This window comes from Vibrio sp. 10N.261.51.A4 (assembly GCF_041471945.1).
Classification (GTDB): Bacteria; Pseudomonadota; Gammaproteobacteria; order Enterobacterales; family Vibrionaceae; genus Vibrio; species Vibrio crassostreae_C.
The window spans coordinates 14,746-34,480 of record NZ_JBFRPJ010000004.1 but is presented as its reverse complement, the minus strand read 5'-3'; the positions used below and the strand labels follow the sequence as shown (position 1 = coordinate 34,480).

General features: G+C 43.4%; 22 protein-coding genes. 14 read left to right on the top strand and 8 right to left on the bottom strand.

Features of this window, described 5'->3' with window-relative positions:
* The first annotated feature begins 542 nt into the window (after nt 1-542).
* From AB4384_RS01890 to AB4384_RS01865, 6 genes are all read left to right on the top strand, one after another.
* A complete protein-coding gene (locus AB4384_RS01890; protein ID WP_004731486.1) occupies nt 543-1,706 on the top strand; it encodes a threonine/serine exporter family protein in 1,164 nt (387 codons plus the stop codon).
* A gap of 179 nt (nt 1,707-1,885) precedes the next feature.
* Nucleotides 1,886-2,224 (top strand): zinc ribbon domain-containing protein YjdM, encoded by a 339-nt coding sequence (locus tag AB4384_RS01885; protein ID WP_004731484.1) that lies wholly within the window; start codon nt 1,886-1,888, stop codon nt 2,222-2,224.
* 99 nt (nt 2,225-2,323) lie between these two features.
* Nucleotides 2,324-2,746 carry an N-acetyltransferase gene (locus AB4384_RS01880; protein ID WP_017067098.1) on the top strand — a complete coding sequence of 141 codons (423 nt, stop codon included), beginning with the start codon at nt 2,324-2,326 and terminating at the stop codon, nt 2,744-2,746.
* A 46-nt stretch (nt 2,747-2,792) separates the two neighbouring features.
* A complete protein-coding gene (locus AB4384_RS01875) occupies nt 2,793-3,245 on the top strand; it encodes a GNAT family N-acetyltransferase (protein WP_372128768.1) in 453 nt (150 codons plus the stop codon).
* Nucleotides 3,246-3,385: 140 nt separating this feature from the next.
* Nucleotides 3,386-4,747: a DUF1800 family protein gene (locus AB4384_RS01870; protein WP_102320746.1), complete on the top strand. Its 1,362-nt coding sequence runs from the start codon at nt 3,386-3,388 to the stop codon at nt 4,745-4,747.
* A gap of 8 nt (nt 4,748-4,755) precedes the next feature.
* Nucleotides 4,756-5,943: a DUF1501 domain-containing protein gene (locus tag AB4384_RS01865; protein WP_372128767.1), complete on the top strand. Its 1,188-nt coding sequence runs from the start codon at nt 4,756-4,758 to the stop codon at nt 5,941-5,943.
* A gap of 68 nt (nt 5,944-6,011) precedes the next feature.
* Here the strand turns inward: AB4384_RS01865 and AB4384_RS01860 are convergent, their stop codons facing one another.
* On the bottom strand, nt 6,012-6,623 hold the full coding sequence (locus AB4384_RS01860; protein WP_065583929.1) for a LysE family translocator: 612 nt from the start codon (nt 6,621-6,623) through the stop codon (nt 6,012-6,014).
* A 102-nt stretch (nt 6,624-6,725) separates the two neighbouring features.
* Here AB4384_RS01860 and AB4384_RS01855 point away from each other — a divergent pair, with 102 nt between their 5' ends.
* Complete coding sequence (locus AB4384_RS01855; RefSeq protein ID WP_017062668.1) at nt 6,726-7,607, top strand: LysR substrate-binding domain-containing protein; 882 nt, start codon at nt 6,726-6,728, stop codon at nt 7,605-7,607.
* A 63-nt stretch (nt 7,608-7,670) separates the two neighbouring features.
* Here AB4384_RS01855 and AB4384_RS01850 read toward each other — a convergent pair whose 3' ends face one another.
* From AB4384_RS01850 to AB4384_RS01825, 6 genes are all read right to left on the bottom strand, one after another.
* Nucleotides 7,671-8,615: an ADP-ribosylglycohydrolase family protein gene (locus tag AB4384_RS01850; RefSeq protein ID WP_137001843.1), complete on the bottom strand. Its 945-nt coding sequence runs from the start codon at nt 8,613-8,615 to the stop codon at nt 7,671-7,673.
* Nucleotides 8,616-8,833: 218 nt separating this feature from the next.
* Complete coding sequence (locus AB4384_RS01845; RefSeq protein ID WP_372128766.1) at nt 8,834-9,757, bottom strand: amino acid ABC transporter permease; 924 nt, start codon at nt 9,755-9,757, stop codon at nt 8,834-8,836.
* A gap of 128 nt (nt 9,758-9,885) precedes the next feature.
* The gene (locus AB4384_RS01840; RefSeq protein ID WP_102333481.1) at nt 9,886-10,695 is read right to left on the bottom strand and encodes a transporter substrate-binding domain-containing protein; all 810 of its coding nucleotides are present in this window, start codon (nt 10,693-10,695) and stop codon (nt 9,886-9,888) included.
* Nucleotides 10,696-10,707: 12 nt separating this feature from the next.
* On the bottom strand, nt 10,708-11,505 hold the full coding sequence (locus tag AB4384_RS01835) for an amino acid ABC transporter permease (protein ID WP_102333482.1): 798 nt from the start codon (nt 11,503-11,505) through the stop codon (nt 10,708-10,710).
* Complete coding sequence (locus AB4384_RS01830) at nt 11,505-12,251, bottom strand: amino acid ABC transporter ATP-binding protein (protein ID WP_102398000.1); 747 nt, start codon at nt 12,249-12,251, stop codon at nt 11,505-11,507. The genes AB4384_RS01835 and AB4384_RS01830 overlap by 1 nt, the downstream gene beginning before the upstream one ends.
* A 225-nt stretch (nt 12,252-12,476) precedes the next feature.
* Nucleotides 12,477-13,625 carry an iron-containing alcohol dehydrogenase gene (locus AB4384_RS01825; protein ID WP_372128765.1) on the bottom strand — a complete coding sequence of 383 codons (1,149 nt, stop codon included), beginning with the start codon at nt 13,623-13,625 and terminating at the stop codon, nt 12,477-12,479.
* A gap of 193 nt (nt 13,626-13,818) precedes the next feature.
* Between AB4384_RS01825 and AB4384_RS01820 the strand changes: the two genes are divergently transcribed.
* The 6 genes from AB4384_RS01820 to AB4384_RS01795 all read left to right on the top strand — a co-directional run bounded on the left by AB4384_RS01820 (nt 13,819) and on the right by AB4384_RS01795 (nt 18,505).
* Nucleotides 13,819-14,703 carry an AraC family transcriptional regulator gene (locus AB4384_RS01820; RefSeq protein ID WP_017067592.1) on the top strand — a complete coding sequence of 295 codons (885 nt, stop codon included), beginning with the start codon at nt 13,819-13,821 and terminating at the stop codon, nt 14,701-14,703.
* A gap of 569 nt (nt 14,704-15,272) precedes the next feature.
* Entirely contained in the window at nt 15,273-16,520 is a 1,248-nt protein-coding gene (locus tag AB4384_RS01815) for a RidA family protein (protein ID WP_372128764.1), read from the top strand.
* A 213-nt stretch (nt 16,521-16,733) separates the two neighbouring features.
* Nucleotides 16,734-17,090, top strand: a complete 357-nt coding sequence (locus tag AB4384_RS01810) for a hypothetical protein (protein WP_017062659.1) — start codon at nt 16,734-16,736, stop codon at nt 17,088-17,090.
* Between the two features lie 94 nt (nt 17,091-17,184).
* Nucleotides 17,185-17,334, top strand: a complete 150-nt coding sequence (locus AB4384_RS01805; protein WP_017062658.1) for a hypothetical protein — start codon at nt 17,185-17,187, stop codon at nt 17,332-17,334.
* A 118-nt stretch (nt 17,335-17,452) separates the two neighbouring features.
* A complete protein-coding gene (locus AB4384_RS01800) occupies nt 17,453-17,917 on the top strand; it encodes an acyltransferase (protein WP_372128762.1) in 465 nt (154 codons plus the stop codon).
* Nucleotides 17,918-17,986: 69 nt separating this feature from the next.
* Nucleotides 17,987-18,505 carry a GNAT family N-acetyltransferase gene (locus AB4384_RS01795; RefSeq protein ID WP_017062656.1) on the top strand — a complete coding sequence of 173 codons (519 nt, stop codon included), beginning with the start codon at nt 17,987-17,989 and terminating at the stop codon, nt 18,503-18,505.
* Between the two features lie 115 nt (nt 18,506-18,620).
* On the opposite strand, the gene AB4384_RS01790 is transcribed toward AB4384_RS01795, so the two are convergent.
* On the bottom strand, nt 18,621-19,067 hold the full coding sequence (locus AB4384_RS01790) for a DUF417 family protein (protein WP_372112888.1): 447 nt from the start codon (nt 19,065-19,067) through the stop codon (nt 18,621-18,623).
* A 281-nt stretch (nt 19,068-19,348) separates the two neighbouring features.
* On the opposite strand from AB4384_RS01790, the gene AB4384_RS01785 reads away from it, so the two are divergent.
* Entirely contained in the window at nt 19,349-19,711 is a 363-nt protein-coding gene (locus AB4384_RS01785; protein WP_017062654.1) for a RidA family protein, read from the top strand.
* The last annotated feature ends 24 nt before the right edge of the window (nt 19,712-19,735 follow it).

The window sequence follows — 19,735 nt, the reverse complement described above, 5'->3', positions numbered from 1 at the left end:
CATTATACGATGCACGCACATCGTCTTAACGAGTTTGATAATGCCACATCTAACTGAAAACGAAACCTTTTTCTTTCATTTTTATTCTAAGTGCTCGCATAACCACCACTCCGCTAGTTTTTCCATCATGTTCGGCGTTTTCAGAGTGAATAAAATGTGACTAAAATCTCGTAAAAGGAAGGTGAGAAATAATAGTAAATGTCATGCTGCTTTTTGCGATAAATCTACATTAATTTATAAACCTGTTTTAATGGTGCTTGGCAGTCATAAATCTCATGAAAATTAAGGAATTTGGAGTGTTAACATAAACCTGGTTTTTATTCGTGTTTTGGATTTCGTTAATAACAATCTGAATGCATAAATTTAACTTATTAATTTGTCAAAATATTCAGTAAACTAATCCCAAATGACTAGAGTTATAGGCACTTATAAGCCTTTGCAGAAAAAAGTAACGAGTTCAGTTGATAATTCACGCAAAAGTCTCGTCATTCCGTCTATCGTTTGGTACATTTGCCGCACATTTTGTCTCCCCTAAAATTCCCATGCCTTCTCAGTTCCGAATTAACAAAATTGTTGAAATTGGTGACACTCTTCACCGCAGTGGTTGTGCTCCTTACAAGCTAGAGAAATACACTCAATTCTATGCAAAAAAGCATGGTGTGGATGTGATGATCCAAGCAACGCCAACTGCGATTAACTATCAATTTCCAGACGATAACAACGCCGTTATTCTTAAGCGTCTAAAGCCTGCGTCAATTAACCTGAGTTTGTTGGCCAATACGATCATTCGTATTAACCAGCCAAGCAGTGAGCCTGTACCAGAACCTGTCGGTTACTCAAAATTTGTGACTGCACTTGCCAATATGGGTATTCCGCCTGCTTATTTGATGCTGGTGGGCAGTACTTTGGAAGCGGTGGGCTTTTCTGCGTTATTGGGTTTGATGGTGTGGGTATGTCAGCAAGTTCTTCATTCACGTCGTGCTATCGCGGTTGAGTTCATCTCGGCACTGCTAACCGGTATCTTCGTGGCGTTTCTGGCGAGCACAGGGTTGCCGATTCCGGTGTGGGCGTTGTGTATCGCCTCGATTGTCTTGTTTGTCCCCGGGTTATCCATAGCTAACGCATTAGAATGTTTGGCGTTTAATGACTTGGTTTCTGGTACCAGCTTGCTAGGGCAGAGCGCCTTAACCCTGATTAAGCTGTTTGTTGGGATTATCATGGGGCTCAACATCGGTGAAGCGATATGGGGACAAGCGGTCTCCATCGACTATACCAACGCGGTACCGATGTGGATGCACATATCTGGCTTGGTGCTGATCTCTGTGTCTATCGGTGTGATGTTCAATGCTCGCCCTAAAGACATCTTACTTGGTTTGCCAGTTGCCGTTCTCGGTATGTGGGGCCCATTCTATCTAGGTTTTGATAGTGGTTGGGTTGTCGGCACTTGGGTGACGACGGTTCTTATTACTTTGTACGGAACTTGGATTGCCAAGAAGATGGAGCTCACGGGTTCTATTTATATCGTGCAAGGGATCATCATCTTGGTTCCGGGTAGCCGAGTATTAGTGAGTGCCAGCCAGTCGGTGTTTGAACAATCGATTTTGCCTATCCCGAGTATTGGTTTATCGGCGTTATTCATGTTCTCGGCAATCGTGGCAGGGCAAATTACCGCTTACTCGATTTACTCACCAAAAGTCGAACGTTAAGCCGTTCCGCTTTTCAAACCTTTAAACAAACACAGCTTAGCGGCTGTGTTTGTTCGTTTTAGGTGCTGCTCTTTTTTGAAGACAATTAGCTCTCCGTAAAACTTGTTAGATTTATGCTCGCTAAGCCTGACAAGAGCCATTAAAATGGAACAAATTCTATTTAAATTAAGTATTAACGTATGTCTCTACCTCCTTGCCCGCAATGCCAATCTGAATATGTTTACCCAGACCAAAACAACCTAATCTGCCCTGAGTGCGCCTACGAATGGAACCCAGAAGAAGAGCGTTTAGAAAGAGAAGCCGCGCGTGTTAAGGACGTGAATGGCGTTGTATTGGAAAGTGGCGATAAAGTTACCTTCATTAAAGATCTAAAAATTAAAGGCAGTTCTAGCGTATTGAAAATTGGTACTAAAGCTGTGATTCGACGCATCAATGAAGGCAAAGATCACCAACTAGATTGCAAGCTGGATGGTGGCGGTGAAATGCTGGTTACGGCGAAGTACGTTAAGAAGCAGTAACCATTGTTTCAAATAATTGTCGTAAATCTTCAATAAGTTTAAGTCGCTTCTCGACATACTGATTCGCATATTAAAACGCAATAATTTTAGAGAATTAAGATGATTAGAGAGTACAACCCAGCTGATATTGAGGTCGTTTTAGATATTTGGTTAACCGCCTCGATCAAGGCGCATGACTTTGTGGCTCCTGAGTTCTGGGAGTCTCAAGTAGGTAATATGCGCGACATATACATTCCTGCATCAATAACTTACGTGTATCAAGTAGACGGTGAGGTTTGTGGCTTTTATTCGCTTTATGAAGGTATCTTAGCGGCGATATTTGTGAGCCCACAGCATCAAGGCTGTGGTGTTGGTAAGCAACTTATCCAACACGCGAAGCTTGAATGCCCGAATCTGTCTTTGAATGTGTATAAAGAGAACCAAGCGACCATTGAGTTCTACTTGTCTCAAGGTTTCTCTATTGTGAGCGAACAAACTGATGAGCACACAGGACATCAAGAATACACCATGCACTTATCTTAAGCTTGATAACTAAACCCGGTAGAAAAGTAACAGGAATCAACATCATATGGACATGGTTAAAGCTGCTCTTTCGCATTCAACAAGAGCTGCTCAGTCATCAGATTATGAATTTCTGTTCGAGCTAAAAAAGGCGGCTGAATATGAGCCAATCAAGGTTGTTTTTGGCTGGGATGACCAAATTCAACGAGACATACACGCCGAAGAGTGGGCAGAGGAAAGGCCTGAAATCATTGAGTATCAGGGCAAAGCGATTGGCAGTGTGTTGCTGCAAGACAAAGGCGAGCACTTCTATTTTTGCCGATTCTTTCTACTGCCTGAATATCATGGCAAAGGTATTGGCAGCCAAGTTTTAACGGATTGCTTAGCTCAAGCAGCCAAACTCAATAAGCCTGTGGAGTTGTGTTATTTACAAGGTAATCGAGTTGGGGAGTTGTATTTAAGGTTTGGCTTCGAAATCACCTCGCAAAACGATCAGTTTGTCTATATGTGGCGTGAATAGACACTCATTCAAAATGATCACACCGTGTCGGTAACTTGATAGGCACCTGACACTTATCTAACGTAAAACCTTGTAAAGCTCCCTATGCTTGATGACTAAGCGATTACACTTAGAAAAGATCGAGCGTAAGGGAGTGTGCAATGAATTATTACCCGACTTCAAAAATCGTGGGTGAACAAAGGTTTGGCTTTGGGCCAAAACTAGGTCAAACAACCTATTATTCTCCTGTAGAACAGTTGGATAAAAAGCCATTCGTTCACCAAGCTATACAAGACTTACCGAGTACTGAATCTACTCTGATTAAAGTAGGAGAGAATCGTGTACAACGAATGAAGGCCAAGGGTGACGAACAACAGATGCAAGCCACGAAGAAAGAAGCGCAGTCTTTTCTTCGAACGCAGTATCGACAACAAGCTCAAGCTCGCCACCTACAAAGTGTTGAAACTCCTTATGGTTTTCAAGAGCGCATCATTCAGTTTTGGAGCAATCACTTCGCCATCTCGGTCGATAATCGAAAACTGATGCCCTTGGCCGCCAGCATTGAAAACGATGTGGTTCGCCAGCATTGGAATGGTAACTTTGGCGAGATGCTGATGGCTTCTTCTAAACATCCTGCGATGCTTCTGTATCTCGACAATCAACTCTCGATTGGTCCCAATTCAAAAGTCGGAAAGCGCCGTAATAAGGGGCTCAATGAGAACCTCGCTCGTGAGATCTTAGAACTCCACACTCTTGGCGTTGACGGTTCTTACACTCAGCAAGACGTCATTGCCTTAGCAAAAGCGATTTCAGGCTGGGGCATTAAATTCAAATCTCCTGATGCTGGGTTTCGATTTGCTAATAACCTGCATGAGCCAGGAAGTATCACACTGCTTGGAAAGGCTTATTCTCAATCCGGCGTCTCGCAAGGAGAGTCGTGTTTAAAAACCTTAGCGACCCACAAAGACACTGCTGCGTACTTGGTTGGTAAGCTGTGCCAGCATTTCATTGGCGACATACCTAAAGAACTCTCAGAGCAAATGGTTGCTGAATATCTGAGAGGCGAGGGGAATTTACTGCCTGTTTATCGCTTGTTATTGAACAGTGCTGAGGCGAGTAAACCTAACCCTAATCGTTTTAGACCGCCGAAGGAGTGGCTGTTTGCCGTTCTTCGTAGTGCCGATATTTCTTTAAACGAGAAACAGGCATTCAATGCACTCAACAATTTAGGGCAGCCTCCTTTTAAACCGGGTTCACCTGCAGGCTGGTCGGATCAAGACAGAGACTACAATAGCCCTTCGGCGTTGACTCAACGTATGCAAGTTGCGAATAGGCTTGCGTCTGCTGCAATAAAATCGGCTAAAGCGTCAGGAGTTAAGCCGAAAGCGGTAGTGGATAAAGTGATCGCGGGTTTATATGGCGATGCTATTGATGAACACACCCAAATTGTATTGAACAAAGCCGACAGCGCTGCAATGCAACTTTCCCTGTTGTGGCTAAGTCCGCAGTTTCAATATCGTTAGGAGTGGGTATGAAAAAGTCAGATTGTTCTCAGAATAAAGCGCCACATAGTATTAACCGCCGCCAGTTCATGGGTATTGCGGCGGCTGTTGGCGTCAGTGCGATGCTGCCATTTCCAAGCTTTGCCAAAACAGGTTCAGACAATATCTTCATTTGGGTATCACTGCGTGGCGCGATGGATGGTTTAAATGTTGTAGTGCCGCATGCCGATCCGGATTACTCTAATTTGAGACCCAACATCGGATTAAAACCTGAACAGCTAGTGAAGTTGGATGATTTCTTTGGGCTTCATCCATCTCTAAAGCAGTGCCATCAATGGTATGAGAGTAACGAACTCAGCTTTGTACACGCTTGTTCAACCGCTTATCGTGAGCGTTCACATTTTGATGGACAGAAGATATTAGAGAATGGTACTTCCGACCCGTTTAACACCGTAGGGTGGATTAACCGTTTACTCACGTTGAGCTCAGAAAAATACGATGGAATTGCGATTGATTCGGGCTTACCACTCATCATGCAGGGCGAATCGACCGTGGCAAGTTGGTACCCAAACCGCTTAAAAACACGTGATAAACAAACGGAACTGCTGGAAGAGTTGTTTCAAAGTGACCAAATGCTGTCTTCAAACTTTGAAAGTGTCATGAAGATAGATCAACTGGTAGGCGACCAAGGTGTCGGCAAACAGTTTAAATCATTGATGGGTAAAACAGGCGACATATTGTCGGCTGATAACGGACCAAACATCGCAGCGTTAGAACTCGGTGGGTGGGACACTCACGCCAATCAAGGCAACGTAAATGGACGGTTGAGTAATCAGCTTAAAACTTTGGATGTTGGGTTAGCGGCTCTCAAAGCTTCACTAGGTGAGCGTTGGCAGAAGACAGTGATCATCGCGGCCAGTGAATTTGGTCGAACAGCAAAAGAAAATGGCACTAAAGGAACCGACCATGGCACCGGCAACGTCATGTTTGTTGCAGGTGGCACGATGCCATCGTTGAAAGGAGCGGGTGGTAAGGTTATTGCCAATTGGCCGGGCTTGAGCCAAAGCCAACTATATGAAGGCCGAGATCTTAATCCAACGATTGATATGCGTTCGGTTATCAAGGGTGTGCTCAACCGACATTTATCGATAGAAGTGAAACAACTCAACGCTATCTTCCCTGATAGTGCCGATATTAGACCGATGAATCTTGTTTAGAGTTTTACCAAGACCCAGTTAGATGCGATTCAGTCGTTTGAATCGCTTTCTATTTCTGACTCGCTTGTTTACGATTTAATCGCCAACAGTGCTCCGAACGTCACTAAGCCAACCCCACACGCTTGATTGAGTCTTTTCTTGGCTCTCAATAAGTGCTTTTGTAACGTCTTCGAAGTGAAAAGCATGGCGACAACTCCAAACCATAATCCGTGAAGAAAAATCATATAAAGTCCATAGCCGAGTGCGACATGCTGGTTCTCTGCATCAGGTGAGATGACTTGAGTGAAGATGCTCAAGAAGAACAACATGGTTTTTGGGTTGAGCACGTTACACAAAAAGCCCTGGGCTAAATAGCGCCAAACACTGGTGCTTTGCTTCGTATCTTCCATCGGTGCAAGTTTGTTGTTTGCGCTCAGGATACCTTTTAGCCCTAGATAAATAAGGTAGGTTGCACCTGCGTATCTAATCATGTCAAACAGCTGCTCATTCTGTGAGATTAAGTAACTGATCCCAAGCATTGAATAACTGATGTGAACACAAATCGCTAAACTCACACCGATTGCAGTCCAAATCCCTGCTTGTCTTCCTTGATTGACACTGTTTTTCAAAACTAAAACGAAATCAGCGCCTGGGCTGATAACAATCAATAGTCCCAATACTGCTAGGCTTAACCACTCCATAATGACTCCAACTCTTTATATTTGATGAGCCAGCATTGTATGGTTTTTTATTGCTGCCTATAATCGAAATGAATTCTACCTATCTGTGAGAAAAAATCACACATGAGACATTTGAAAGCATTTCATATTTTCCACGTAGCAGCGCATTCGAGTAGTTACAGTGAAGCGGCGGATAAACTCAATATCACACATGGCGCGGTGAGTAAGCAGATCAAGGTATTGGAAAATCACTTATCCCAAGTTTTGTTCTACAAACAGGGCAGGAATGTGTGTCTCACCAAAGAAGGGGAATTACTCAAAGGTTACACAGAGCAAGCGTTCCAAGCCTTGGAGACTGGAGTCCATAAGCTTAATCAGCTAAATCATCAAGCGTTGGAAGTTTCATGCGAACCCACATTGACCATGCGTTGGTTAATGCCTCGACTCGGTGATTTCTATAACGAATCCGGAATTGATGTTCGATTGTCGACTGCTGGTGGGCCTGTGAACTTGAATGCGACAGGGCTCGATATGGCGATTCGCCGAGATGACTTTAAATTAACCGAGCGTTACGAACAGATACCACTAGTTGAAGAGTGGGTAGGCCCTGTGTGTTCCCCGGGTTATTGGCAGCAGGTAAAAGATAACTTAGATGATGTGAAATTACTGCACAGCAGTACACGGCCAGGTGCTTGGAGTCATTGGGGTGCTATCACTATAGATAAAGTTAATGGTGGAGAGTGGTCAAAAGCTCGAGCGAACCAAACATTTGCACACTTCTACTTTTGCTTTCAGGCGGCTGTCGATGGGTTAGGCATAGCGCTTGGGTCTTATCCACTTGTCGCCGACGATCTTGAAAGAGGTAACTTGATCGCGCCGTTTGGCTTCGTACCTTCTGGTCACCAGTACATATTGCTCACGCAAGATAGCAACCATGAAGAGCCAGAAAGCCCGTTTGTTGTTTGGCTGAAGAATGAGTTATCGCAGTGTGTTCCAACTTTATAGGAACGACATCCGACCTAGAAGTGTGCTTGTCTTATGTCAGGCTCTAGTTCGTTGTTGTGGAAATCACTCAATAGGCAAAGACAGCACGCCACCATTGAGTTCGACTTGTTTTAGCCATTCGGTTGGAATTTCGCCATCTCCTTCGTAGAAACACGCCGCTAATACCGCGCCAATTACAATCGCACGACCGCAGCTGTCACCACCACATAAGATGTTGTCGCGAATGCCTTGTTGATAACTCTGAGCACCTGCAATAATGCGAATCAGCAAGGGGAACGCGGCACTCAGTTCACAATGCAATCCAAACTTCTTCGCGGCATCTGTAATCGAAAGCTCAGGATCAGCCAGTGCTTCGTCGATTTGATCGTGTATGAACTTGCTACAAGTTTGTCGCACCATTTCTACCGATTGCAGTGGAGAGTTGCCTTGAATTGCCGCTTGAACCAATAAGGTGATGGCTTGTGCCCATTCCACGGCTTTGTCGTTGTTGTTGGTCACTCGTACCGCACTCTCTACCATAGCTGGTAAGGTGTGAGAAGTATAAGTACATGCGATTAATGGAATGATCTTTGAGACTGTGGGGAGCTGTGTATCATCCGCACCACACGCTGTAATCGGAGCGTTTGCCAATTCTAATTGATGGATGTTCAACAAGCTCATACGAGTCGCTTTATCAATGTAGCCTTTCCAACTACCACCAAAATCAAACCAGAAGCGGAAGTGCTTGATGTAGCTCGCTTCATCGTATTTTTGGTTGTCGACTAAGCTATCGACCATCGCTAATAGCTGAGCACCATATTGCGATTGCTCGCCTGCGGTTTTTCCTTGGTGCGCAAAGTAGCCCTTGTCTTGATAATCGAACTGATTCGGTGAGCGAAATTCTGGCTCAAAACCCGCTACGTGTAAGATCCTCTCTTGGTCATACAGCCAGTGCAGCCCCATTGAAGCGGCGTCTCCAACCAATGCGCCAACAACGGCGTAAAAAGCTCTTTCTTTATGATTGTCCATGCTGAGTGAAGTCCTTGAGAAGATCCAATGGAATTTGATACTTCAAGTATAGTGACTAAATGATGGGTTTGCTGTGTTTCAGTAGAGAGTTTTCAAGCAATTAATCCTGATTGGTCAATGAGTTAAACCAATCAGGGTAAGTGGATGAATATTATGACTAAGGTGGCTATGTTGACATCTAACAGACGCTTGAATACACGTCTAAATAAACAATGACACTAGCGGTTAAGGTAAACACTCGAGCGTTGTTCAATGACTTTGAAAATACGTGAAAGGGTGAAACATAACGCGAAGTAAACCGCACCAACAATCAGCCAGATCTCGAAGATCAAACCGGAAGAGTTCGCCATTTCAGTGCCAACAAATGTCATCTCTTGAATCGAAATCAGGGATACAATCGAGGTATCTTTTACTAGAGAAATTGCCTGACCTGCTAAAGGCGGTGTGATGGCCGTTAATACTTGCGGGCCAACCACAAATCGATACTTAGACAACGCCGATAAGCCGAGTGAATCGGCCGCTTCCCATTGCCCTTTAGGAATACTTTCTAAGCCAGATCGAATCACTTCTGCGATGTAAGCCGAAGAGAGCAAACCAATACAGATAACACCAGACGCCAAGTTTTCCCAAAGGTTAGCAGGACCAAACAGAAAGGCTTGAACAGCGTTAATCTCGCCGTTGTGTTCACGTAAGATACTTTCTAAACCAAGTAATGGAATCAGTTGGTTAGAAACGAAGAAATAGAATATGAAGACAAAAACCAGTGGTGGAATATTTCGAACCAGTTGGATAAAAATCAGTGCAGGCGTACGAAAGAAAGCAATTTTAGAGTGCCTAGCAACGCCAAGTAATGTGCCAAAAGAGAGTGCTAAAACCATGCTCCAAACACTCAAGCGTAGTGTCGCGATCAAGCCTTGGAAAAAGTAAGGGGTATTGCCTTGAGAAGGCGGAATGAAAATCAGGGTAAACGCATCTTCCCAGCGCCACTGGTAGTTAATACCAACAGCGGAACGATAATAAAGCCAGCCTGTAAACACACAAATGACAGCGAGTAACACGCCATCTAAAAGGTTAAGGCGTTGATACCAAGGCTTCATATGAACGTTGGGCTTAGGTGTTGTTAATGCGCTAGTACTACTCACGTCATTCCTGTTTAAACGATAATAATTGATGTGTTGTGAGAGGTGGCTATGAGGTTATAGCTATCTCGTTGTTTTAAACAAGGCAGCGCAAACAATGCACTGCCTTGATTCACTAGCAACAGTTCTGATTACTGACCTTGAGCAATCTGGTCTTGCCAATCTAGAGTTGAGAACCAGTACTCGTAGCGCTCTTTCAACCAACCGTCTTCAGTACGTGCTTTGATCCACTCGTTGAAGAATTCTGCCTTGTCAGTTTCACCTAGGCGAACTGCAAATGCTTCATTACCTTTGGATAGACGCTCTTCAAATGGAATAAATAGCGTGTCTGCGTTTTTGATCGCTTCATGTTCTGGTTTCGGGCTAGACGCGATAACTGCGTGCGCGTTGCCGTTTAACACTTCTTGGAATGCTTGAGCATCGTCATCGAACTGTAGAACTTTCGCTTTAGGGAAGGTTTCACGAGCCACTTGAACTGTGAACGCACCACGACGAGCAGCAATTTTCACGCGGCGAGAATCAAAATCAGAGATTTGAGTAAAACCTTCCGCTAGCTCTTTATTAGCCGCCAGTTGAACACCAGAGTGAGAGTATGGTTCAGTGAACAGCACGCTTTTAGCGCGAGCTTCAGTAATAGACATACCGCCGATGATCACATCAAACTTCTTCGATAATAGAGAAGGGATAATGCCGTCCCATGCCGTAGGTACAAATTCGACTTTCCAACCTGAATCTTCGGCAAGGCGTTTTGCCACATCGATTTCAAAGCCAACAAGATCGCCTTGTTTGTTACGCATCGCCCAAGGAACAAACGTCGACATACCAACGCGTATAGAGCCACGTTCGTTGATTTTGTCTAGGTTAGGCGTTTCAGAAGCAAGTGCAGGCAAACTGACGGCAAGCGCAAGTAGGGCTGTAATTGCGGTTTTAAATAGCTTCATGCTGATAAATCCTTATTGTGTTCGCCAGTTAGCTCCGAGCTTATGCTCAAGCCAAGCTGCAACGGCAGAAAGTGAAAGTGTAAGTGCAAGATAAATGCTCGCCACAGAGAACCAAATCTCAAATGGCATCGCGGTTTCAGAAACGATGTTTCTGGCTTCGGTTGTTAGGTCAAAGATAGCCATGACACTCACAATCGAAGAGTTTTTGATAAGAGAGATCACTTCGTTAGTCAAAGGTGGCAAGGTGCGTTGCACCACCTGAGGAAGAATCACATCCCAGTAAGTATAGGTCTTTGATAAACCCAAAGATTGAGCTGCTTCAAATTGTCCTCTCGCAATACCATTTAAACCTGCACGGAAGATTTCGGCGGTGTAAGCGCCTTGGAAAAGTGCCAAGGCTAAAACGGCAGTGCTAAAACGATCCAGCCCTAACACGGGGCCAAACACAAAATAGAGCAAATAAATTTGTACTAATAACGGCGTGTTACGAATTAACTCAACATAGCTGGTGGCTAAGGTGCGTCCAACTACAGAATTTGAGTTTCTCAATAGCGCCGTCGTTAAGCCGATGATCAGTGTCGCGACCAAAGAAATCAGAGAGATATTGATGGTAACCAGTAGCCCTTCAACTAACTCTGCAGGCCACCATTTGCCATTTTCATAGAAAGCAATATAGTCCGGCACACGCTCCCATTGCCAGCTGTATCCCATGGTTTGTGCACCAGAGTCGAGAATCCAAACAACAGCAGCCACCAGTACAACAATCTGTACCAAAGCAGATAGGGCGGGTTTAATAATTCGAATCAACATCAATAAGTCAGGATCTGATTTAGGAACGCTTGAGTACGTTCATGTTGAGGGTTTTCAAAGAGCGCTTGTGGGGTATTCGATTCCACAATTTGTCCTTCATCCATGAAGATAACGCGGTCGGCCACTTGTTTTGCAAAGCCCATTTCGTGGGTGACACACACCATGGTGATGCCTTCGCTCGCCAGTTCAACCATCACATCGAGTACTTCGTTGATCATCTCCGGATCAAGCGCTGAAGTGGGTTCATCGAACAAGAGTAATTCCGGCTTCATACACAGAGAACGGGCGATAGCCACACGTTGTTGCTGGCCGCCAGAAAGTTGCACTGGGTATTTGTTGGCTTGTTCTGCAATGTGCACACGCTCGAGATAGTGCATTGCTATCTTTTCGGCTTCTTGTTTGCTTTTTTTAAGCGTACGAATTGGAGAAAGAGTAAGGTTCTCAAGCACGGTAAGATGGGGGAATAAATGAAAGTGCTGAAACACCATTCCGACTTGGCCCGGTGTGTTGAACTTATTCGGGAGTACTTGTTCTAGCACGGAAAGTTCGCCACTTTCGAAAGGTTCTAGCTGATTGATGCAACGGATCAAGGTTGATTTACCCGAACCAGACGGCCCGCAAATCACCACTATCTCTCCTTGTTCAATATTTAAATCGATACCCTTTAGGGCATGAAAATCACCATACCACTTGTTAAGTGACTTAAACTTAACCATTTCCTTGAGATTGTTCAAATCGTTGTTCATACCTAGTAAAGAGACAGGTTTACCTTAACAATATAGAAATATGATTGCACATAAAATTAGGGACTTATGAGAATTTAATAGCATCTTGTAGGGCAAATTAAAAAGCAGCGCTCAAAATGAACGCTGCTTCTGTTGTACGAAAGAAAAAAGTAATGGGTTCAGTCAGATGTGAAAATTCATCGTTGTATGACCACTATCTTTACTTTCTCTCTATTTTCCCGATTCTTAGTGAATCGCAGACTCTAGAATCTCACGTGTTTTCTCTGGCGTGATTGCTTGATTCTCACCAAGTTGTAGGTAGCCGTGTGATTCAAGTTGAGCGACAACATTGTCAATCGCCGTTGCTTTGTTTGTTTCGTAGCCGTCAAACATGGTTGCTACGTCTAGGCTGTGGTAGAACGCTTCGATTGCAGCGATTGTGCGTTCTGCTAAATCAGCACCCGCTTCTAGGCCAAATACGTTACGACCCATTTGCTCTAGCTTGCCACGTTTTGCTTCGATTTGGTTACGAAGTAGTGAAGGTTGAACAATCGCAAGCGAACGTGCGTGGTCTACGTGCCATAGTGCTGTGAATTCGTGGCCAATCATGTGAGTTGCCCAATCTTGAGGAACACCCGTACCAATTAGGCCGTTAAGCGCTTGGTTTGCTGTCCACATTAGGTTTGCACGCCATGCGTCGTTGTCACGCTCGTCGTATTGCTTACCCAGTACAAGTAGGTTCTTAAGCAGTGTTTCCGCGTAACCGTCTTGAACCATCGCGTCTGTTGGCATCGTGATGTATTGCTCACACACGTGTACCCACGCATCAACTAAACCGTTGATCAATTGGCGCTCAGGTAGAGACTTCATTACATCTGGGTCCATTACTGCAAACTTAGGCTGCACCGCAGGGTTCATGAATGCCAGTTTTTCTTGAGTTGCTTTACGCGTGATTACCGCACCCATGTTAGATTCAGAACCTGTCGCAGGAAGTGTCAGTACCGCACCGATTGGCGTCGCTTCAGTTACTTGGTGTTTGCCCGTTAGGATGTCCCAACCGTCGCCGTCATATTTAGCCGCTGCAGCAACGTACTTAGAGCCGTCGATTACTGAACCACCGCCAACAGCGATAATGAATTCTACGTTTTCTTCTTTAACAAGAGCGACTGCTTTGTCTAGCGTCTCTTTGGTAGGGTTTGCTTCAACGCCAGAGAACGCGATCCAAGAGTGATCTTTCAAAGATTCTACAACTTGGTCGTAAACACCGTTGCTCTTGATTGAACCGCCACCATAGATGACCAGTACTTTCTTCGAAGTATCAACCGCTTGGCTGATAGCGTTGATTTGGCCTTGGCCGAAATGGATAACAGTAGGGTTAACGTAAGTAAATTGCATCAGAGATTCCTTGTGTAAAGCGAAATTTGTTATTTTGGTTTATTGCTCAATTTCTATATTTGCATATTAGTACAGTAATCTAGGTCAATGAAGAGCTGTTCCTCCAAATAAATTGCCTATTTCTACAAACTTGATATTCTTCCTCTGCTTTAGCTTACTTACTCTTAGCACTTGGAATGGAAAGTCGCCACTTATGAAAACACTCGCTCAGTTGTTACAGTCATATGTAGAACACAAAGGTTGGGATGATCTCGAAGGGATCAGAGAAACTGAAATTAGCGGCGTGTGGTTGTATAGAAGCAGTGGAGGGAATCAGCGTCAGCCATTTACTTACCAGTCTGGCATTATCATGCTCGGACAGGGTAAAAAGAACATCTACATTGGCGAAAGGCCAGTGACTTACGCTGCAGGTGATTATCTTGTGGTGGGTGTGCCAATGCCGTTAGAGTGCGAAGCCTTGCCTGTTAATGGTGAACCATTGCTTGGCTTGTCGATTAGCATTGATTCTCAACGCTTGCATAGCTTAGTCAAAAAGCTCGAAGATCAAGGCTTCTTAGAGAGCTACTGCAACAAGCACAAACAGAACTCGAGTGGCTTAGAATCGACGCCAATGGAAGAGCAAATGCTAGAGAGCTTTACCCGATTGGTGAAAACGCTGCATTGCGACATTGAGGCCAACATATTGGGCGATGCCATGGTAACGGAGATTGTCTACCGCGCATTAACCGGTTCAGAAGGGCGTGTGCTGTTTGATTTAGCTCATCATGATGGCCATTACGCACGTGTTGCCAAAGCGCTGTCTAAAGTGCATGAAGAGTACGACCAAACCATTACCGTTCAATCGCTTGCTGACGAAGCCAACATGAGCGTGTCTGCCTTCCACAATGCATTCCGTAATGTCACCTTTGAATCACCTCTTCAATACTTGAAAAAGGTTAGACTTAATAAAGCCAAAGAGCTGATTCAACTAGAAGGCCTTCGTATTAGTGATGCTGCACGTCGAGTCGGTTACTCCAGCCCATCTCAATTTAGCCGCGAATTTAAGCGCCACTTCAATACTACTCCAAGAGCGGTTTAGTTCTTCTTTCAACGAAACTATGTGTTGAGAGCTATAATGCCAAAAGCTATGGTGACGATTGCTCATATTTGTTGAATTATATGAGTAAATGTATCTAATCATAGGCATTGTCAGATTGTAGGTATTTGATTCTCGAATATATTATTAACGTACTTATATAAAATAAGCTCTCGAAAATAATTAATTAAATAGCCTAAGAGTTTATGCACAGGTATAGGGGAGAAACTCACTAACTTAGCTATTAACGAAGTTTTAGTGTGAACAACCTATCAAATATTATCTAAAATTCTGGAATTACTCACCGTACTATCAGAGAGAGTATTCAGGATTATTGAATAGACTTAAAATTAAAGATAATTTAGCAGTTGATAAAGCCTAGTACGACGGATAATTAGTCGTTTGATGACTAATTATTCTGTAACTTGCTGATTTATAGTCAACTGAGAGTCTGATGGATATCACGTTTACCCTAAAATAATTCACTTAACATGGCGCTACTTTAATCATTCTTCCAAATACGATTGTTAAATATAAATACGTATACCTATTTTATTTAAAGGATAATACCGATGAGTAGCGATATCATTAAAATTTCAAGAAACACTGAAAACGCACCAATTAATTCTGTATCTACACAAACGGTCGCTTTTTCTCATTATAATAACTTTTCTGCTCAACTTCCGATTGACCCTAAAACGGGTGAAATAGTCATCGGTGATATTAAAGATCAAGCAGCACAATGTTTGAATAATATTAAAGCGATTGTTGAAAGCATCGACCATGTTATGGATGATGTCGTGAAGATTAATGTTTTCGTTAAGAATATTTCTGATATCGATGCTATTGATGAAGTTTACAAAAACTTCTTCCACAACAGCCTTCCAACACGCACTGTCGTGGGTGTCACTGCACTGCCAAGCAGCGATGCGCTGGTTCAAATGGATGCTCTCATTTCTAACGGTGAAGGCACTAAACCACAAGCACCTTGCGCTCTAATTAAGGTATCAAGAAATACGGATAATGCACCTCAAAGTACTGTGTCCACGCAGACTGCTGCCTTTTCTCACTACAACAATCTTTCAGCTCAGTTGCCTATAGATGTAGCCACAGGTGAGTTGGTTGATGGTGGTATCGAAGCGCAAACAGCACAATGTCTATCAAACATCAAAGCTATTCTAGAAAGTATCGGTCATGTCATGAATGATGTGGTTAAAACGACTATCTACCTAAAAAATATCGCAGATGCGGAAGTGGTAAATGAAGTATGTGCTAAATTCTTCCCAAGCTACGTTCCTGCTCGTACTGTTGTTAACGCAGCTGAATTACCAATGGGTGCTTTAATTCAAATTGATACATCCATTTCACATGGCGACGGTACACCGCCGCAATTACCAGAAGACACTCGCTTACTGGTTATTGAAACCAATAATACTGTTTCTGCACCATTCATGCCTTATTCGCATACTGTTGCTTTCTCTCACTACAATCATATTTCAGCCCAATTACCTTTAGATCCGAAAACAAATGAAATCGTTGCTGGCGGGGTAAAAGAACAAGCGGAACAATGTTTAAACAATATTAAGGCGATAATTGAAAGCGTTGACCATAGCATGGACGATACGGTGAAAATTAATATTCAACTTAAGGATATTTCAGATATTGATGTGGTAAACGAAGTCTACACCACATTCTTTAATGCTGAGCTGCCTGCAAGAACGGTAGTAGGGGTTTCAGAAATCCCAATGAATGCTTTAGTACAAATTGATGCTGTCGTTTCTAACTGTGAAGGGACACCTCCACAAGACGTTGTTGCATAAATCAATTGAACCCTTCTCGATAATATCGATCAGATCTCGGTTTAGCTTCCAAATAGGGAGCAAACTCAACAGGCCGAGATCTGATCCGTTCACTTCATTACTCAAGTCCATCGAAGTGACACACCTAAGCTTATCCCGTAAACATGGTATTTATAAGGTTGAAGTGTTTTAATATGAAAAACGGACGCTTAACGTAATAAAGAAAACCAGTTTATGCAATTTCGAGCCATTTTACTGCTATGCCTTACCCTAATAGGGTGTTCGTCCAATCAAGAGTTGGTACCCGACCCAACAACCATCACGCTATTTTATGGTGATACATCCATCGCCGCAGGTGTTTTAGAGGATAAAACATTCAATTCAGTCCTTGCCGATAGGGTTGAAAGCGTTACGTTTTCGGGCTCAATATCAAAGAAAGACTCTGGCTATTTTGTCGATATGTTAGTGATTCGAGAAACAAAAGAGCCACGTTCAACACGACAGCTTAACACCTCGCTTCTAATGAAACCGGGAGAGTTAGTAGATGTTGGCGGCGTGAATAACGATGTGTTCAGGGTAATCCTCGAGTAACAAAAATAAAGTGTTCAATTAATCTGATTTTTTGCTTTACCTCAACCTAACTTGAAGTCTTAAGCTTCTCTTACTGATTAAGAAGGAGCTTATTATGCAAAATAACTACGTAAAAGAACTCGCCGTTAAAACTTACCAAGAAGACCTTCAAAAAGAGTACGTTAGATCTAAAGCTCAGCCATTCCACGCCCCAAGTTTTATCGGTGGGGTGCTGTTGTCAGTTGTGCTGGTGGGACTGTTTTAATTTATGCAGAATTTCTGATCCATTGCCAACTCTCAACATATCTATTTGCTGCACTTTAATGCTTACGGCACAATCTCTTAGGTTGAATTGTGACGCTAATGTCGAGAGGAAGTGAAGTATGGCAAGTCCAAGAGTATTAAAGTCACAGATTACTGATATTACCTGTGGCGAGAATGTCACTATCATCGAGCCAAGTAACGTTTATGGCTGTGAGCTTAAAGATGATGTGTTCGTTGGCCCCTTTGTTGAGATTCAAAAGAACACCGTGATAGGTGCGAGAAGCAAGATTCAATCTCACACCCTTATCTGTGAGTATGTGACCATTGGAAGTGACTGCTTTGTTGGTCACGGAGTCATGTTTGCCAACGACTTATTCAAAGAGGGCAAGCCAGATCCTAATCCTGAAAGTTGGGGGCGTACCTTGATAGCTGACAACGTCACGATCGGTTCTAACGCTACGGTTCTGTCTGTCAGCATTTGCGAAGGTGCAGTAATCGGCGCGGGCAGTGTAGTAACGAAAGACATCACCGAAAAAGGTATCTACGCAGGTAACCCAGCCAAGAAATTGAGAGGTTTACCGTAACCGTATTAATAAGCCGTGGTTCATGAATCATAAGGTGCGGCTTTTTAGGGAAACATTAGAGTATTTGTCATGGATGTATTTTTACACTTACTTCAACCGAATGACGCGAGTGCGCTTTTGGATTTTGAGGTCGAAAATCGAGAGTGGTTTGAGCAATTTATTCCAGTTAGGGGTGATAGCTTCTATTCAAATGCAGGTGTGACCGAGCAAATCACCAGCTTTCTAACTGAATACGAGAATGGTGAGATGATTCCTATGTTGATCAAAGATGCCAATGGCACTGTCTGTGGAAGAATCAACATCCGCGATATCGACCAGATCGCCCATAGTGGAGAGCTAGGGTATCGAGTAGGTCGTTCCTTTGCTTCAAAAGGCATTGCGTCTAACGCAGTAAAGCAGTTTCTACTCTATTTGGAGGAACAGACCAACCTTAAATATGTTGATGCCTATGCGTTAGTGGGCAATATCGGTTCCAACAAAATCTTATCCAATACCGGTTTTGAATTGGTCGAGTATGTTGAGAGCTACGCGGTGTTTAAAGGAGAACATCAAGATGCTAATTTTTATCGTAAGGTTTTAGCTGACTAGGTGACTATCAGTGCCTTATACATTAGAAGCTGGCAGCGTCCTTCTAGCCAGCTTCGAGTCTTTTTATTTAAAGGTTTAAGGTTACTTCTAGGTTTGGCCACTTCTAGATTTACGGTTACTTCTGAGGTTTGTTATGTTCGATTACGCTAATCGCGATAGCCAAAAACAGGATATCTTTCACTAGGAAGAAGTTAGTGACTAAGATGCCATCCGATACTTTCCAAGCGTTTGGCGTTGTAATCAGGAAGCTGAGTGTCACAACAAAGATGGCCGCTGCAGCAATGCCTGAGTAGAAGGCAACTGTCGGTTTCTTAAATCCAACGATCAGTCCAATCGCGACAATGATCTCCGCGCCACCCACCATGTTAGACACAGCTTGGACTGAGAACAGATTGTAAAGCCAGTTCATTGCAGGATGGTTTGCGATTAAAGGCTCGATAAGCATTGCTTCGGTTGGCGTAAACTTGTAAATACCAATCCAAGCTAACACCAACGCTACGCCAATCACGCCTAGGTTATATCCCACATTACTCTGTTTTAAATCATAGGTTTGAACATGCATAAAAGTACTCAATTTAATAAACTCCCTGAATATGACCGCAATAGCTCAGATTAAATTTCGCATTGAGAATAATAATTAATATATTTATCTAAAAACTTAATAGGTAGCGACTTATTGTCTCGATAGGAACTCAAAGGCTAGTGATGTTGAGAACCAAAGCAATGGGTAGGCGATAGTGCTGTTCAAAAGGTAACGCGAGCTTTCTAATTTTTGTTTTCAATATTCATGATTTGGATTAGATTACGCTGATGTTCACCCTAATTATAAGAAGAGTATAACCAGTGAAAATTCATAGAATTAACCCGACCAAACGTTGGTCTGATGTAACTGTTTTTAACGGTATTGCAAGCTTTGTGGAAGTGGCAGAGACGGATACAACAGCAGGAATTAAGAGTCAGGTTCAGCAAATCTTCGAACAAGCCGAAGAAATGATGAGTTTGGTAGACAGCGACAAATCTCGCGTATTGTCAGTGACTATTTATCTCACGGATTTCGCTAACTTTGATGCACTCAATGAAGTTTGGGAAGCGTGGTTCCCTGAAGGCTGCGCGCCAAGCCGTGCATGCGTGAAAGCAGAACTTGCTAATCCTGAGCTACTGGTTGAGATGTCGTTTATGGTTGCTGCGGGTGAAAAGTTTCAATAAGCCGAACTATCGATTGAAATAAGC

Coding starts and splice junctions, on each gene's coding strand:
- AB4384_RS01890 (WP_004731486.1), top strand. CDS start 543: ATGCCTTCTCAGTTCCGAATTAACAAAATTGTTGAAATTGGTGACACT.
- AB4384_RS01885 (WP_004731484.1), top strand. CDS start 1,886: ATGTCTCTACCTCCTTGCCCGCAATGCCAATCTGAATATGTTTACCCA.
- AB4384_RS01880 (WP_017067098.1), top strand. CDS start 2,324: ATGATTAGAGAGTACAACCCAGCTGATATTGAGGTCGTTTTAGATATT.
- AB4384_RS01875 (WP_372128768.1), top strand. CDS start 2,793: ATGGACATGGTTAAAGCTGCTCTTTCGCATTCAACAAGAGCTGCTCAG.
- AB4384_RS01870 (WP_102320746.1), top strand. CDS start 3,386: ATGAATTATTACCCGACTTCAAAAATCGTGGGTGAACAAAGGTTTGGC.
- AB4384_RS01865 (WP_372128767.1), top strand. CDS start 4,756: ATGAAAAAGTCAGATTGTTCTCAGAATAAAGCGCCACATAGTATTAAC.
- AB4384_RS01860 (WP_065583929.1), bottom strand. CDS start 6,623: ATGGAGTGGTTAAGCCTAGCAGTATTGGGACTATTGATTGTTATCAGC.
- AB4384_RS01855 (WP_017062668.1), top strand. CDS start 6,726: ATGAGACATTTGAAAGCATTTCATATTTTCCACGTAGCAGCGCATTCG.
- AB4384_RS01850 (WP_137001843.1), bottom strand. CDS start 8,615: ATGGACAATCATAAAGAAAGAGCTTTTTACGCCGTTGTTGGCGCATTG.
- AB4384_RS01840 (WP_102333481.1), bottom strand. CDS start 10,695: ATGAAGCTATTTAAAACCGCAATTACAGCCCTACTTGCGCTTGCCGTC.
- AB4384_RS01835 (WP_102333482.1), bottom strand. CDS start 11,505: ATGTTGATTCGAATTATTAAACCCGCCCTATCTGCTTTGGTACAGATT.
- AB4384_RS01830 (WP_102398000.1), bottom strand. CDS start 12,251: ATGAACAACGATTTGAACAATCTCAAGGAAATGGTTAAGTTTAAGTCA.
- AB4384_RS01825 (WP_372128765.1), bottom strand. CDS start 13,625: ATGCAATTTACTTACGTTAACCCTACTGTTATCCATTTCGGCCAAGGC.
- AB4384_RS01820 (WP_017067592.1), top strand. CDS start 13,819: ATGAAAACACTCGCTCAGTTGTTACAGTCATATGTAGAACACAAAGGT.
- AB4384_RS01815 (WP_372128764.1), top strand. CDS start 15,273: ATGAGTAGCGATATCATTAAAATTTCAAGAAACACTGAAAACGCACCA.
- AB4384_RS01810 (WP_017062659.1), top strand. CDS start 16,734: ATGCAATTTCGAGCCATTTTACTGCTATGCCTTACCCTAATAGGGTGT.
- AB4384_RS01805 (WP_017062658.1), top strand. CDS start 17,185: ATGCAAAATAACTACGTAAAAGAACTCGCCGTTAAAACTTACCAAGAA.
- AB4384_RS01800 (WP_372128762.1), top strand. CDS start 17,453: ATGGCAAGTCCAAGAGTATTAAAGTCACAGATTACTGATATTACCTGT.
- AB4384_RS01795 (WP_017062656.1), top strand. CDS start 17,987: ATGGATGTATTTTTACACTTACTTCAACCGAATGACGCGAGTGCGCTT.
- AB4384_RS01790 (WP_372112888.1), bottom strand. CDS start 19,067: ATGCATGTTCAAACCTATGATTTAAAACAGAGTAATGTGGGATATAAC.